This window comes from Flavobacterium indicum GPTSA100-9 = DSM 17447 (genome assembly GCF_000455605.1).
Taxonomy (GTDB): Bacteria; Bacteroidota; Bacteroidia; order Flavobacteriales; family Flavobacteriaceae; genus Flavobacterium; species Flavobacterium indicum.
In genome coordinates, this window is the sequence record NC_017025.1 from 1,897,954 (window position 1) to 1,913,933 (window position 15,980).

Genomic DNA, 15,980 nt, shown 5'->3' on the forward strand with positions numbered 1-15,980 from the left:
AATGACAATTAAAGAAATAGAATTAAATAATTTTAGAATCTATAAAGGGTCTAATCTTATTGATTTATCTAACATAGATGATAAAAATATTTTCGTTGTAAGCGGAAGGAATGGGTTTGGTAAAACGACTTTTTTAATGTCGTTGGTATGGTGTTTGTATGGTAGACAAATGCAAGATGTTGATGATATATACAAAAAAGAAATCGACGACCAAGGTGGTTATGGAAAATACATTGGAAATTCTCTTAATAGATTAGCTAAATCTGAGGACGACTATAACTTTCATGTATCTATTACATTCACAAATGTCAACATACCAGAAGTACCTTGTAAAGAAATTAGAATAAAAAGAAGCTATAATGCTAAAACAAGTTCATCAGAAGATGTTGAAGTTTTAATTGATGGTTATCCAAGTGAAATTGCTAAGGAAGTAGGACCTGAAATTTTTATTCGTGAATTTATTATGCCAATTGAAATTGCAAAATTTTTCTTTTTTGATGCAGAAAAAATTGTAAGTCTTGCAGAAGTAAATACTCCAGAACAAAAAAGAAAGTTGAGCAAAGCTTATTCTGAAGTTTTAGGAATAAAGAAATATGAGGATTTGAAAGGGGAACTAGAGGGTTTACAACTGAAGTTAAGACAAGATACTGCAAGTGCTACTGAAAAAAGTCAACTTCGTATTTTAGAAGCAGAACATCAAAATTGCGATGATAAAATTAAAGATAACGAGACTAAAATAGCTGAATTACGTGAAAAGCGTAGTGAAAAAAATAAAGAGTCAAGAGATATTCAAGAAAAGCTAATTAAATCAGGAAGTTTAATAACTGTAGAGGAACTTCATGAATTAAGAAATCAAGAGGAAGAATTAACTAAAAGACAAAACGAACTTCAAAATCAATTAAAGGAATCCTATGATATCATTCCTTTTGCTATTGCAGGAGAAAAGTTCCTTGAAGTTAATGACCAATTAGAAAATGAAACAAACTTTAAGGCTGCAAAATTTAAAGATGAAAACGTAAAAGGAGTTACTAATAAAATATTAACCGATCTGACCAAAGAACCTAAGCCTGAAGATTTGGTAATTGATTACAAGGTTGAACGTTATTTCGCAGATGCTTTCGAAAAATTAATTCGAAAACACTTTTTCTCTGATACTCCTGATTTACCGACAGATTTTAAAATGCTTTTAGAATTTTCTGATTCAGAAAAAAATGAATTACAAGCATTACTAAATAACATTAAGTACTCTTTCAAAGAATCGTTTAAACGTATCACTTCTGAATACAACCAAACCAGAAATGATTTGAATTCGATTCGTAAAAAAATTAGAGATGCGGAGACCAATCAAGAAAGTCCAATGATTACTGAGTTTAGAAATCAAAAAGAGTTGTTGGATAAAGAAATTATTGGAATTGATGCTACAATAGATTCATTAAATAGAGAAATTGGTGAATTTATTAATGAACGAACTCAGAAAGGAAAACGAATCGAAGAACTTTCTAAAAAACTAAATGTTTCTGAAAAGAATAAAGCTAAAGATGAGTTGATTACAAGGAATATTGGTCAGCTTAAGGATTTTATTGAAAAATTCAAATCGAAGAAAAAAGAATCTCTTGAAAAACAGATTTTAGAAGGATTAGAAACCTTATTACACAAAAAAGGATTTGTTAAGAAAGTTGAAGTTGAAATCATTGGTGACACTATTGATATCGTTTTAAAAAATGTTCGTGGTGAAGAGATTAAAAAAGAGTCTTTAAGTAAAGGTGAACAGCAGATGTATGCAACTGCTTTACTACGCGCTCTAGTTGAAGAAAGTGATATTCAATTCCCAGTATTTATTGACTCCCCAATGCAGAAATTTGATGAACAACATGCGGAAAATATTGTTAAGTATTTTTATCCTAACATTTCAGATCAAGTTGTTATTTTCCCATTGATTAACAAAGAGCTTACTGAGAAAGAATACAATATTTTATCGAATAATATTGCAAAAACTTTCTTAATCAATAACATTCATGAAGATAAGAGTGAATTCTTACCTCTAGAACCAAAAGATTTTATTTCAACATACAATAAAATGTATAACAATGCTAATTAATATTAGAACATCAGAGGCAAATAAAGCAGTTGTCCAAGAACTTACAAGAAGACTTAATTTAGGAACTGAAAATGTTGTTTCTAGAATCGCTTTCTCATACTCTATCTCAAAAAATATTAAATTAGATTTAGAAAAAGATCTATTTGATAGTAAAGGGAAAGAATATAAAGATGATATTTTATTTGGAAAATATAGAGAGTATTACATTGCTTTAATTTGTCAGCATTACGGACTTTACAAAACAGATAAGGATATTGGAAAATATATCAAAATGCATATTGATCATGGTTTAACTTTGATGAATAAACTTTTTGAAGACAATAAAAACTATTCAGGTTTAGATTTTCTATTAGAACATATTGAAACAGGAATTGAAAAATTAGAAGAGAGTCAAGTTTCAAATGATGCCATCATTTTTGATGAACATACGAGAAAAAACAGAATCGTTAACAAGGATTACTTTGCTGAAAGCATCAAAATTTTAGTTGGTAAATCATTTGAAGAGGAAGAAATTAATTTCTATTTAAACGACACTTCAATTCATAATAATGCGCATATAGCAGTAGCAGGAAATTCAGGAACAGGAAAAACATATTTTGCAAATTCTCTTTTAAAACAAGTAGTTAAGGAAAGTAAAGGACAGGTGAACTTTATATTTCTTGATTTCAAAGGAATAACTGAAGAGGATGAGAAAAAGAACAGTGAGTTTTTTAATTCAACTAACTGTGAATTGATTAAAGCACCACACAAACCTTTTCCAGTAAACCCATTATCTTTTATTGACAACATCAATGAAAAGAATAAAATTATGGGGATTAACAAGTTTGTAGATATTATCACTAGTTATAGTAACATTGGTAAAAACCAACAACAAACTTTAAAAGATGCCACCCGTGATGTTTTCAATAGCAAAAAAGGGAATGAATATCCTTCATTCAAAGAGATTTATGAAAAGGTATTAGAATACGAAGGAGATAAAGCAAGTACCTTACGTGAAATATTAGAAAGTTTAAGTGAATTGGATTTATTTGAAACTAAAGCAGACAGTAAAAATAGTTTCTTGAACTCTAATTATTATTTAAGTCTTTCTGGAGACTTGCCAAAAAATGTTCGATTTACATCGGTGTTTTTAATCATCAATTATATCTATAATACGTTTATGAATATGGATAATGCCCCAATTGAAGGCAACTATCAAGGGATGCGTTATGTATTGTTAATAGACGAAGCTCATACTATTTTCAAAGAAAAGAAATCACAAGATTTATTAGAAAAGATATTGCGTGAAATTCGTTCAAAAGGAGTTTCTGTAGTTTTATTGTCACAAGGAATTGAAGAATTCAATCAGCCTTCATTTGACTTTAGTAGTATGTGTGAAACAGCCTTTTTGTTTGACATTAAAGACAAAACCAACTTAAAAATGATGCAAAAGTTCTTAGGAATTGGTGACAAAGAAGCGTTGAAGCTTAAATCGAGTATGGAAAAAATTCAAAAATATCAATTGGTTTCTAATCTTAAAGAATTTAAGGTTGGGGAGCTTTTTAAAGCATAATGAGATGGGAGATAAAACTAAAAATATATTTATTACAATAGCGTATTTCATTTTTGCAATTGCCTTTTTAAGTTCTTTGGGGATTTGGTTACCTATGGCAATTGACAATTACAATTTAGATGGAATTTCAGATGAAACTTTCAAAACATTACCAAGTAATTTATTGACTTATTCTTTAGGAATTTTTTTAATAGCTACTATAGATAGAGTTTTATTTTTATTTTTCAGAACAGGTGAATATAGTAATAATATACTTGAATTTTTTGCAATATTATTTTTGATTTGTGGAACAGGATTCCTAGTTTTTGTATCATTAAAATCGATAAAAAATTCAAGTATAGATGAAGCACTTAAGTATGCTAAATATATTACTGTTATAGCTTGGGCAGCATGGTTTTATGTAAAACTTCAAGCGTCAAAATCGAATAATTTTTCACCAATAGGAGGTATACTATGAGTTTTAAAGAATTATACGCAATTAGAGTTTCACAGCCACTTTGTGATTTTTATGTAACTTCAATATCAGCTACAGATTTGCTTAAAATTTCATTTTCTGAGCAGTTACAATATGTTGATGAAAAAGGTAAACTTCAAGGGAATCAAAGAAAAGTCGATGATAAAAGACTGAAAGAGATAGGTAGATATATAGATTCAGTTGAAATGTCTTTTCCAAATGCAATAATTTTAGGTGCAAATTATAATGAGGATGGCGAGATAATAGAAAATGAAGAAATTAGATGGTCCTTCGAACAAGTCGAAGGGAATTTATTTAAAATAATAATACCCTCGGATGCTAAGTTAGCATCAATAATAGATGGTCAACATAGATTAAAAGGTTTTGAAGATAAGTATTTAACAAATAAATCTAGATTAAATGTTGATTTACCTTGCTCTATTTTTTTCGATTTACCTAATTCCTATCAGGCATTTTTATTTGCAACAATTAATGGTAATCAAAAAAGAGTTGATAAGAGTTTAGCATTGGAACAATTTGGTTTTAATGTTGATGATGAGCCTCAACATACATGGACTCCTGAGAAACTTGCAGTATACTATACTCGTAAATTAAATTTTAAAGAGAGTCCTATTTCAGGTCATATCAAAATTGCACCAAAAATTGATAAGGATTTAAAAAAACAAATTTTCCAAAAAGAAATTGAATGGACAATATCAACAGCAACTATAGTTGATGGTATTCTTAGTCTAATTACTTCAAATCCAAAAAGAGACAGGGTTGAAATGGCTCAAGAAAATATTTGGGGAAAACGCTCAAGAAGTATGGTTGAAAAATTCAAATCTGATAAATCCCCTCTAAGAAATGAGTATTTAAATAAAAAGGATGATTATATTTACGAAATTATAAATAACTATCTTTCAGCTGTAAAAGAAACTTTGTGGGAGGATTTTGATTCAAAATCATATATATTTAAGACAGTTGGTATTCAAGCTCTTTTTGATTTATTAAGAAGAATCCTTTTAAAAGAAAAGATTTCTGAAAAAAGTCAGTTCATTAAATATCTAACACCAGCATTGAAATTTGACTTTAGTAGTAGTAGTGTTCAAGCATCTGGAATAGGACGAAAAGACATACGAAATGCATTATTACTTTCATCTGGAATAATTAATGAGGATATGCTAACCGATAATGACAACAATAAAATTAAGGATTTTATACGTAAATAGTGAATCATCATCTAAACATATTTCGTTTTTTTAACGAAAACAATTCTGTAGAATTTATTGAAAATAATTTAAGTAGAGCTTTTTCAATTAGCTTGTTAAACTCATCTATATTATTCAATGACTTTTTAAAAACTATTATTTCAGAGGAAGATTATAATTATCTATTTTCGGTATTCAACAATGAAGATGCATTATTTGAAATTGACTTACAAATCGATACCGATTATATTGATCGAGATGCTTTCAATAAAGTGTATGCAATAGCATTGACAGAACATAGGCTAAACATGGATGATTTCTTTCAGCAAAACCATGTAAAAAAACAAAACCTTACAGACATAGTTATCAGCATAAAAGATATACTTATTGTTATTGAAGTTAAAAAATACAATCATGATTGTAAATGGCAACTTTTTAATCAAATCTATCCATTTATTAAAGACGATTCTTTTAATAACAAAATAACTCCTAAAAGTATTTCATGGAGTGAAGTTGTTACTTTGTTTGAAAAAGTTAACAATGTAGGTCGATTAACAAATTCAGAATCTCCATTTTTAAGAGATTTTTTAAAATACGCTTCTTATCACAGACCTAATTGGTTTAATCCAAAGCCTTTTAATACTGTTAAATTTTCGACGACAGGTCAAAATGCTCATAGTATAACTCAAAGATTAAAGCAAGCTCTTTCAAAATGTAAATATCCTTTACTAGATTATTCTGATCGATTAGGAGTGGCTGTTCCTTTTCATTGGGCAAGTGAAATTATACCTCACTTGTATCATTATGAAAACGATAAAATCAAAAATTATATAGGTTTTTGTATTTGGCCTGGTAATACTAAAACACAAGGTTATTCAGTTTATAACAAACCATTAGATTGGGTGAATAAAAATAACTTAATGATAAATGGTAAAGATTATGAGTTAGAGATTGTTTATGATCTTAAATTTAGCCATTTTAATAAATATCTAACTAATTTTCAATATACAGAAAATGATGTTCAAGAGGTCTTTCATTCTAACAAATACTTTCACGAGTTCTCAGGAAAATGGAATATTAATCAATGGAATGAATTTGAAGAATTTTTAGATTCAAAATTTAAAAAAGAATTTGATTGGAGATCGAAGTGCAATTGGGAAAACAAATTAATTAACACGGATAGAACCTATTTTACAGTTTCTTTTGGATATGAAGTCTGTGTGTTTATTCCTTATAGTGAATTTATGGAATTAGATAAAAAAGAAGACGATATTGAAAAAGTTACAAATTTTGTTAATTCAATAATCGACTCTTTACAAAACCTTTTAAATTAAAAAATCATAGCTCTTAATCCTGCAACAACTGTTTTAACCTGATTGATAACTATATTAAGTTCTTCTTTTGTATTATATTTTCCTAATGAAAAACGAATACTATTGAAAGCATGATTTTCATCTAAACCCATTGCAATTAGAACGTGTGATGGGTCAATACTGGTTGAAGTACAAGCACTACCGTTACTCACAGCTATCAGAGGTAAATTATTTTCAGGATTGCTTAAACCCATTATAACGGCTTCGCTGTCAGCACCTACAAAACAAATATTTGTTACATTGTAAAGACGGTTTTTAGTATCTCCATTGACAAATGAGTTTTCAATTGTTAATAATTGAATTTCCAGATAATCTCTTAGCTCTTTTATTTGTTTTAGATTTTCCTCTAATTCCTTTTGAGCCAACTCACAGGCTTTGCCTAAAGCCACAATTCCTGGCACATTAAGTGTTCCGCTTCTTAATCCTCTTTCATGTCCACCACCATGAAGCAACGCAGGTATTTTAATTCTGTTTGCACGTTGTCTAACATATAAAGCACCAACTCCTTTTGGAGCATATATCTTATGTCCACTGAAGCACAATAAGTCTATTCCTAATTCATCAACATTTAGTTCTAATTTACCAACTGCTTGAGTGGCATCAGTCATAAAAATTGCCTCAACTCCATGTGTTAATTCAGCAAGCTCTTTGATGGGTTGAATTACTCCAGTTTCATTATTAACCATCATCACAGAAACTAAAATAGTATCTTCTCTTAACTGTGATTTGAAAAGATCTAAATCAATTAAACCGTTTTTTTGAACTGGTAAATAGGTAACTTCGAATCCTTTAGTTTCTAAAAATTTGCAAGTATCTAAAACTGCACTGTGTTCCGTTTCAACCGTAATAATATGCTTTCCTTTATCTGAATAACTTTCCGCAACACCTTTTATTGCCAGGTTAATAGCTTCTGTTGCTCCGCTAGTGAAAACAATTTCATTTGTTTCTGCACCTATAATTTCTGCTACTTGTTTTCTTGCTTCTTTAACAGCATTATATGCCCCAACACCAAACTGATGTGTACTATTTGCATTGGCAAAATTTGTGGTTAAATAAGGCAGCATTGCATCCAAAACTCTTTGGTCTATTTGGGTAGTTGCATTGTTATCTAAGTATATTAATTCTTTATTCATTTTACAAAGTTAGTTAGAAAAATTACTTTAAAAGTTTACTTTTATCAAATCAATTAAAAATTCTAACATTCTAAACCTAATTCTCCACTAAATTAACATAATTCAGAATCATTTTATAATTTAAAAAAACAAAAAAGGATAGCCTTTCAGCTATCCTAATTTCTTTATAGTTGTAATTCTTTCAAGTCCTAAAACCTGACTTCCTCACAGCTACAAAACTATTTAATCAATCTCCATTACAAATGTAGTGGTAAATAATGTGGTGTAAAAGAGTAAAATTACCTGATTTTTCATATAGGTAAAAATACCTAGTTCGATAAGTTTATAAGCTTTACATACTAGGAAGTTTTGATTTTTAATAGCTGCTGTAAGTTCAATTCTTCTATGGAAATTTCTCTCATTTCTACTTTTCTAACTTTACCCGAAACTGTCATAGGAAAACTTTCCACAAACTTCCAATATTTTGGGATTTTGTAATGAGCAATTTGATCCTGGCAAAACTGTAACAAATCGTCTGAGGTAACGGGTGCATTCTTTTTAAGTTTCACCCATGCCATGATGGCTTCTCCTAATTTTTCGTCGGGAACACCAATAACTTGTACATCTTCAATCCATTCATGAGTATATAAAAATTCCTCAATTTCTCTTGGTGAAATATTTTCGCCTCCTCTTATAATAACATCTTTAATTCTTCCTGTAATATTAATGTAACCTTCTTCGTCCATTTGGGCTAAATCGCCCGTATGCATCCAACCGGCATCGTCCAAAACTTGATGTGTTGCTTCTGGATTGTTCCAATATTTCAACATCACCGAATACCCTCTCGTACATAATTCTCCACTTGTTCCTTTTGGTACTATTTCTCCAGTATCTGGATTGATAATTTTTATTTCTAAATGATCTTGTATGGTTCCTACGGTACTCACTTGTTTTTCCAAAGGAACACCAATCTTGGTTTGTGTTGAAACAGGTGATGTTTCGGTCATCCCATAACAAATTGAAACTTCTCTCATGTACATTTTTGACTGAACTTGTTTCATGATTTCAACCGGACAGGGGGAACCTGCCATAACTCCTGTTCGTAATGATTTTAAATCGAATTTGTCAAATTCTGGAGTTTGCAACATGGCAATAAACATAGCTGGTACACCATAAAGTGATGTGCATTTTTCAATTTGAACGGCTTTTAATGCTTGGTTTGCCTCAAAACTTTCTGAAGGAATTACCATGCATGCGCCATGTGTAGTGCAAGCTAAATTACCAATTACCATTCCAAAACAATGAAAAAATGGTACGGGAATGCATACTCTATCTTTTTCTGTGTAGTGTAATCGATGACCAATAAAATAGCCATTATTAAGGATATTATGATGTGAAAGTGTTACGCCTTTAGGAAAACCTGTTGTTCCTGATGTGTATTGTAAATTTACTGGTTCATCAAATTGAACGGAACTTTCAATAGTTTCCAGTGCTTCATTAGACACTAATTCAGCTAGTTGAAGTAATTGATCCCAATCTTGCTCAAAGAAAATAGTTTGCTCTAAATGTGAACATTCTCTTGCTGCTTTTTTTAGCATTTTTTTGTAATCACTCGTTTTAAACTCTAATGGTGAAACCATCATTCTTAAACCTGACTGATTAATGACATAAATTAACTCATTAGTTCTGTAAGCCGGATTAATATTTACTAATATAACACCTATTCGAGCAGTTGCATATTGTAAAATTGTCCACTCATAACGATTGGGAGACCAAATTCCTACCCTATCCCCTTTTTGTATACCCTTTGCTATTAATCCTTTTGCTACTTGAGTGGTCAGTTGCCATAAGGTTTCATAGTCGCATTTAAAATTTTGAGACAAAGACACTATGGCATCATTCTTAGGATACATAGCGACTGTTCGTTTTAAGTTTTGGCCAATAGTTTCACCTAATAAAGGTGTTGAGGATGCACCGAATGTGTAGGATAAATTTTGATACATAGTTATTCCGTATAAAGTAACGTGTAACAAATTTATCTTTATTAACACCAACTCATTCCTAAAAACAGCTATACTTTGCTAAATAACTATACTTTTTTACTTTATTTTGAAATAGATAAAAAAAAGACATTCAAAATTGAATGTCTTTTATAAGGGAAAAAAATTTAATTTTTTACAATTTTAAATGTACTTGTTTCGTTATCTGAATGTACTTTAACTAAATAAGTTGCTGAAGGTAAAGCCGCTACATCTACCGTAATTGCTGAACCTGTAGTTGAAACCGTTAGTACATTTTGACCTAAAAGGTTAAATACCTCAACTTTAGAAATAACCGTATCGTTTTCAATATGCAATACATTTGCTGTTGGATTTGGATAATAGGCTACTTTACTGGTTTCAAAATTAGCAGCTGCTAAGAAAGGAGAACATGTTACACCTGTATTCACTGCCGCAAAATTAGACCAATTGGAAGCCGTGCCGTTTAATGCAAAATTAGTTAGGGTTCCGTTATAATTGTTTCCACTAGAATCGGTTAACGTGGTTAATCCAGAATTGTTCCCATTCCCTATGCCTTGGTTGAATTTATAATAAGCTATTAACCCTGTTTGTGATGCCCCTAATTCGCAGTTCATGTTGTTTAGTAGTTCTGCATCGGTTAATGCTCTCGACCAAATTCTGATTTCATCCAAGTTCCCGGTATATTTCTCATTTGATAAATTGGTTCCAATGTGGATGGGATTGATCAAATTGGATTTAAAACTGCTACCTGTAACTCCAGTGGTTGTTCCTACTAAAACACCATTTAAGTACAATCTTAATTCAGAACCATTCCATACACCTGCCACATGTTGCCATTGATTCAGTACCGCGATATTTGAAACTGAAACCGCTTTAAAATTAGTTCCGTTGCTATCATTTACCCATAACTGATAGGCCGTTCCGTCTCTTCGTAACATAAACTGCATGTCTACACTAGATGTATTGTAGTTTCCAATAATCGAACCTAAGTTATAACCAAATGTGTTCATAAAAGACGTATTGTACACCCAAGCCTCTACCGTAAAAGTGTTGATTGGATCTAACACGGCATTTATGGCAGTACCTAAAGTTATTCTGTCGTTTGAATCATCTAAATGTAAGGAACCTGCATTAATAGTTACATTCACAGCAGTTCTTGTACTTTCACATCCGTTATTAGTTTGTGAAACATAATATGTCCCCGATGTTAAAAGCGTTGAAGTACTTAATTCCGTTCCACCTGTAGCAGTAGTGTACCATTTTAAATTGGTTCCCGAAGCCACCAAACTAGCAACGGTGGCATTAGCTTCATAGGTTTGATTAGCTGTTGCCGTTGGTGCTGGTGTAGTAGTTATTGTTACGTTAACTGCTACTCTATCTGATTCGCACGTTCCTGTAGTTTGCGACACATAATAAGTTCCTGTTGTTAAACTTTGTGTGGCAGCCAAAGCCGTTCCACCAGTAGCTGAGGTAAACCAATTGATTGTGCCTGTGCCTGTTGCTTGTAAGTCTGAAACTAGTGCGGCTGTACAAAAACTTTGGTTCGAATTCACCACTAAGGTATTGTACAATGTTCCGGCGATGGCATTGGCCGGACTTCCTGGAGCTACAAAATTGGAAGTAGTTCCATTCATTAAAAAGTTGTTGATCGCTCCATCATTACCGTTTGGAGTTTCATCTAATAAATCAATTATGCCATTATTATCGGCATTTGCTATTCCTTGATTGCATTTATAATACGCAACTAATCCGGTTTGTCCAGAGGCTAATTCGGCATCTTTATTGTATTGTAATTCACAAGCCGAAAGCACTCTATTCCAAATCCTTACCTCATCCAGTTTACCATTTAATAAATTGGTTCCATTATCAAACGCCCCCAAACGAACCATATTTCCGTTGGTATATGGAGCAACATTGGTATTTGAAGCCACTAAAGTTCCATTTTTGTACAATTTCATCGTTGTTGTAGCGGCATCATAAGTAACGGCAACATGATACCACGTATTTGTTACTAACGGAGTGGGATCCTGAACAGCAGTCCAAACTCCATTATGACCCGCACTAAGCCTATTTCCTGAAGTATTCGGGATAAAAAAAGCATGTCGCCCATCCGTTGCACCTCCCGAAATAATATTATTGGAAAGTCCAAAATTAGTAACATACACCCAAGCTTCTTTAGTATATGAGCCTGGTAATAGATTACCGCATAACACATAATCATCTGCACCATCAAAGTACAATGCTTCCCCTTGTTGGGCAAAATTAAAGTTTGAAATTAAAAAGAAACTCAACCAAGCGGCTTTTTTAATTTTTGAAAGTAATTGTGTTTTCATTATTCGATTTTTTTATTTGATTACAAAGTTGAATGAAACCATTAAATAATGAATTAGGGGGAAACCCCAGAAATGAAACACCGTCTTTTTTTCTATGGATAAATCAATACATTTGTAAAAAATCAACGAATGATCGCTTTTAAAAAAATATTTTCTATACTGCTACTGACTTTGCTTTTACAAAATTGCAAAGAATCGGACACTCCGTATTATTTTGAAAAAGTTACCCCTCCCAAGGAAGATGCAACTAAAGTTTGGTTACGACAAAATGAAAATTACAAAGCAGATAAAGAGAAATACCTTCGTGTTTTTTTTACGTATTACCATTCTAAGTTGGCGCAAAAGGACTATTTGAATGCTTCTAAAATCCTTGATGTTATAACTACAAAATTGGTTTATTTTTATGATTTTGACCCGCGTCTGACTAAAACGGTACATGAATTTGACAAAAAGTACCGCCATTTAGTACCCGCATTAAAAACAACTCACATCGATAATTATTTTGCTAATTTAGAATTTGACAGAGACCATGTGTCAAAGGCAAAGGATTATTTTTTAAAGATTACGGCACTGGAACCCAATGATTATAAAAGTTGCTATAAAATTGCTCGTGCTTATTATGACTTATCCTATGCGTATTTTATTTTAGGTGATATTGAAAAGAGTATTGAAGCCAATGAAAAGTCGAGAATTTATTCTGAACGCATTCGAGATAAAGAAAGTATTGTATCTGTTCATTTGAATTACATCAACATATACAAAGCCAATGGTTCGTTTGATAAAGCCATTGCGAGTGCCAACGAAGCCATCCGCGTTTTTAAAGAAGAAGGAAATACGTATGATTACTTTATGGCCAAATACAACAAATGTTCAATATATGGATATTTTGGAAAAACCAGATTAAAAAACCAATACATTCATTCCACGTATTCGGAATACCTATCCAGTAAATTTGATAGTGATGTGATGTTACTTTGTTTATCGGATTATGAAATTGCGGCTTTACTTGAAGAAAATAAAATTGAAGAGGCGAAGAAAGTTTTGGATCGTATTCAACCTGTTGCTGCTAAAAATACGTCTCAAAATTGGCAAAATGATTACCATGCGGCTTTGGCATTATATGAAATAAAAACAGATGCTAAAAATTGCAATACCGATTATATCGAAAAAGCATTGCCAAATATATTAGAAAATGAGAACTATGAACGAGCAAATTTATTTTATAATGTATTACTAAAGAAGGCTATACAAAATAAAGATTTTGAGAAAGCGGTAGTTTATACTGAAGAAGTGTATAGAACTAAGGATAGTTTATCTAACATTCAAAATAAATTAAAAAACTTGGAATTGGCGGCTAAATATGAAACCAAAGAAAAAGAGCAGCAAATTGCACTACAACAAGGAACTATTACGCAAAAAAACACAACTATACTAACCTTAATCATCGCTTTTATTGCCGCTTCCTTGGCATTATTAGTTTATTATTTAAGACAAAAACAACAAAAATTAGTTAAAGAAAAAGAACAATCGCAAATGTTTACAAAAAATTTATTAGATAAAACGGAAGAGGAACGAAAACGAATTGCTTCCGATTTGCATGATAGTGTAAGTCATGAACTTCTTTCTTTAAAAAAATCTTTTGAGGAAAACCAACATGTTTTGAACGAAAAAGTCGATTTAATTATCAATGACATTCGAACGATTAGTAGAAACTTACACCCCGTAATGTTTGAAAAAGTGGGACTTATTCCGAGTGTAGAGCAGTTTGTGGATCGAATTGAACACACGCATCAGTTTCTAATCACTACTTCTTTTTCGTATAAGCAAGGATTGTCCATTGAAAAAGAGTTACAAGTGTACCGAATTATTCAAGAAGGAGTAACGAATTGTATTAAATATGCTGAGGCTGTTGCCGCAAAATTAACAATAGAGGAAACCGAATCAATGGTAAAAATCGTACTTGAAGATAATGGCAAAGGATTTGATGTTGAAGAAACGCTACAAACGAAAGATTGTTTTGGTTTACATAATATAATAGAACGAAGTAGAGCGATTGGTGGTGAAGCCCAAATCAGTTCTTCTTCACAAGGAACAAAAATTACCATTGAAATAAAGAAATAATTCATGAAAATTGTTATTGCCGATGATCATCCATTAACCCTACAAGGCACTGTGGCTTATGTGGAACAAATGGGTCATAAGGTGGTGTGTTACTGTAGTAATGGCAACGCTGCTTTGAATTACATTCAAGTACACCATCCAGATGTTGCTATATTAGACATCAATATGCCTGGATTAAATGGACTTGAGGTGGCGGAAAAAGTATTTGAAATCAAAAGTCCAACCAAGATTGTTTTACTGACCATGCACAATGAAATAAGTATTTTAAATAAAGCCAAAGAATACCAAATTTATGGCTATGTTTTAAAAGAAAAAGCCTTTCCTGATTTACAGCAATGTCTGGAACAGATTGAAAAAGGGAAACGATTTTACTCAGATTCCATGCATTATGATGTGGCTACTCCACCCAAAGATGAAGCGGGCGCTTATTCAGAATTGTCGTTACGTGAAAAAAAGATTATTGAATTAATTGCATTGCAAAAAACGAGCAAACAAATTGCGGATTTACTTTTTATTTCAGAAAAAACGGTAGAAAGTCATCGTACCCGAATCATTGAAAAATTAGGATTACCCAAAGAAAAAAATGTTTTATTAAAATGGGCTATGAAAAACGCAGCTTCTTCCTCGTGAAAAAGAGAACGTTCTTAGCTAAAAAACTTGCCGGAAACATAATACCATTTGTCTTGAACCTTCTTAAAAGTTGATTTTTCATGATGAATTTGAGGGGTTCCTAAAGCATCAAAATAATAGGCTTTAAAAGTAACGGTCTTTTCAGTTGCTTCTAACACTTCCAATTTCATCCATTTATTTTGTTGTGCCCATTGCAAAATTTCGGTTTTGGAAGTATATCTTCTTTCCGACAAGAGTGTGGTGGCATACAAATAGTCTGCTTGGTGCAACGTATATGCCGTATAACGGGAACGCATTAAAGCTTCTGCCGTGGGTGCAGACTGATTTAGTAGATGTGGCATACAGCAATTTTCTAATACTTGTTGACTTCCACAAGGACATAGCTTATTCATTTTCTTGTTTCTTTTGATTAAATTGGGCTAAAATTTGTTTCTTCTTTAATGCAGCGGTTTCTTTTTTTTCTTGAATCGATTTCTTTTTGTCGTCCACTTTCTTTTTATGTGCCAATCGGTTGGTTTCGTTACGTCGTCCCATTTATTTTTTGTATGATTTGAAACAAAGGTTCATTAGTTTGAATTAAAAGTTCTAGTATCTTTTGTTTGGCCAATTCTTCATCATAAACATCTAAATACTTCTTCCATTTGTCTTCTTGCAATACTTCATTAATTTTTTGCATCCGTTTTGCCGTTTCATTGGCGTTTCGTACCAATTGTCCGGTATAATTTGTGTCGTTTTTGTGAAAAAATTGGGCCTGATTAGTCATCCAATCTATGTCGATATAAAATAATTTTTCAGTTTCATTATTGGGATAAAAATCGGTCCACAGAGCAAAACCACAAACTTCATTTTGATTTTTGTAGGCTTTATTTACCGCTAATCGCCATCGACAATTGGCCGCTCTTCCCCAATGATTTGAAACTCTAAACACGCCATCCTCCGTAAAATAATAAGTACTTCCTGAGGCACTTTTGTAGTTGGGCGTTTTATCAATTAGATTGGAACGGTCTACTTGTTTAAAAATACAAAAAGTATGTTTATGAAAATTAAATCTGTTGTACACGCTTTTTTTTGAGCAAAA

The 15,980-nt window shown here is 31.7% G+C and carries 13 protein-coding genes; 7 read left to right on the plus strand and 6 right to left on the minus strand.

Annotated features, from left to right (window positions below; genetic code table 11):
* The first annotated feature begins 1 nt into the window (after nt 1).
* From dndD to KQS_RS08820, 5 genes are read left to right on the plus strand one after another with little or no spacing between them, the layout of a single operon-like run.
* Complete coding sequence (dndD, locus tag KQS_RS08800; RefSeq protein ID WP_014388835.1) at nt 2-2,098, plus strand: DNA sulfur modification protein DndD; 2,097 nt, start codon at nt 2-4, stop codon at nt 2,096-2,098.
* Nucleotides 2,088-3,650, plus strand: coding sequence for a DndE family protein (locus KQS_RS08805; protein ID WP_014388836.1), 1,563 nt, complete (start codon nt 2,088-2,090; stop codon nt 3,648-3,650). The genes dndD and KQS_RS08805 overlap by 11 nt, the downstream gene beginning before the upstream one ends.
* Before the next feature lie 4 nt (nt 3,651-3,654).
* The gene (locus tag KQS_RS08810) at nt 3,655-4,107 is read left to right on the plus strand and encodes a hypothetical protein (RefSeq protein ID WP_014388837.1); all 453 of its coding nucleotides are present in this window, start codon (nt 3,655-3,657) and stop codon (nt 4,105-4,107) included.
* Nucleotides 4,104-5,333, plus strand: a complete 1,230-nt coding sequence (locus KQS_RS08815) for a DNA phosphorothioation-associated DGQHR protein 1 (protein ID WP_014388838.1) — start codon at nt 4,104-4,106, stop codon at nt 5,331-5,333. The genes KQS_RS08810 and KQS_RS08815 overlap by 4 nt, the downstream gene beginning before the upstream one ends.
* Complete coding sequence (locus tag KQS_RS08820) at nt 5,333-6,646, plus strand: hypothetical protein (RefSeq protein ID WP_014388839.1); 1,314 nt, start codon at nt 5,333-5,335, stop codon at nt 6,644-6,646. The genes KQS_RS08815 and KQS_RS08820 overlap by 1 nt, the downstream gene beginning before the upstream one ends.
* Here the strand turns inward: KQS_RS08820 and KQS_RS08825 are convergent.
* From KQS_RS08825 to KQS_RS08835, 3 genes are all read right to left on the minus strand, one after another.
* Nucleotides 6,643-7,818: a cysteine desulfurase family protein gene (locus KQS_RS08825; protein WP_014388840.1), complete on the minus strand. Its 1,176-nt coding sequence runs from the start codon at nt 7,816-7,818 to the stop codon at nt 6,643-6,645. The two genes, KQS_RS08820 and KQS_RS08825, sit on opposite strands and share 4 nt — an antisense overlap.
* 338 nt (nt 7,819-8,156) lie before the next feature.
* Nucleotides 8,157-9,800, minus strand: coding sequence for an AMP-binding protein (locus KQS_RS08830; protein ID WP_014388841.1), 1,644 nt, complete (start codon nt 9,798-9,800; stop codon nt 8,157-8,159).
* Nucleotides 9,801-9,964: 164 nt separating this feature from the next.
* On the minus strand, nt 9,965-12,151 hold the full coding sequence (locus tag KQS_RS08835) for a LamG-like jellyroll fold domain-containing protein (RefSeq protein WP_014388842.1): 2,187 nt from the start codon (nt 12,149-12,151) through the stop codon (nt 9,965-9,967).
* Nucleotides 12,152-12,280: 129 nt separating this feature from the next.
* Between KQS_RS08835 and KQS_RS08840 the strand changes: the two genes are divergently transcribed.
* Both KQS_RS08840 and KQS_RS08845 read left to right on the plus strand, forming a co-directional pair.
* Entirely contained in the window at nt 12,281-14,272 is a 1,992-nt protein-coding gene (locus tag KQS_RS08840) for a sensor histidine kinase (protein ID WP_014388843.1), read from the plus strand.
* Between the two features lie 3 nt (nt 14,273-14,275).
* On the plus strand, nt 14,276-14,902 hold the full coding sequence (locus KQS_RS08845) for a response regulator transcription factor (RefSeq protein ID WP_014388844.1): 627 nt from the start codon (nt 14,276-14,278) through the stop codon (nt 14,900-14,902).
* 14 nt (nt 14,903-14,916) lie between these two features.
* Here KQS_RS08845 and KQS_RS08850 read toward each other — a convergent pair whose 3' ends face one another.
* The 3 genes from KQS_RS08850 to KQS_RS08855 are packed head-to-tail and all read right to left on the minus strand — an operon-like array spanning nt 14,917 to nt 15,962.
* Nucleotides 14,917-15,294 (minus strand): YchJ family protein, encoded by a 378-nt coding sequence (locus tag KQS_RS08850; protein WP_014388845.1) that lies wholly within the window; start codon nt 15,292-15,294, stop codon nt 14,917-14,919.
* Nucleotides 15,287-15,436: a hypothetical protein gene (locus KQS_RS14420; protein ID WP_157868416.1), complete on the minus strand. Its 150-nt coding sequence runs from the start codon at nt 15,434-15,436 to the stop codon at nt 15,287-15,289. Before KQS_RS14420 ends, KQS_RS08850 begins: the two co-directional genes overlap by 8 nt.
* On the minus strand, nt 15,423-15,962 hold the full coding sequence (locus KQS_RS08855; RefSeq protein ID WP_014388846.1) for a hypothetical protein: 540 nt from the start codon (nt 15,960-15,962) through the stop codon (nt 15,423-15,425). Before KQS_RS08855 ends, KQS_RS14420 begins: the two co-directional genes overlap by 14 nt.
* Between the last annotated feature and the right edge of the window lie 18 nt (nt 15,963-15,980).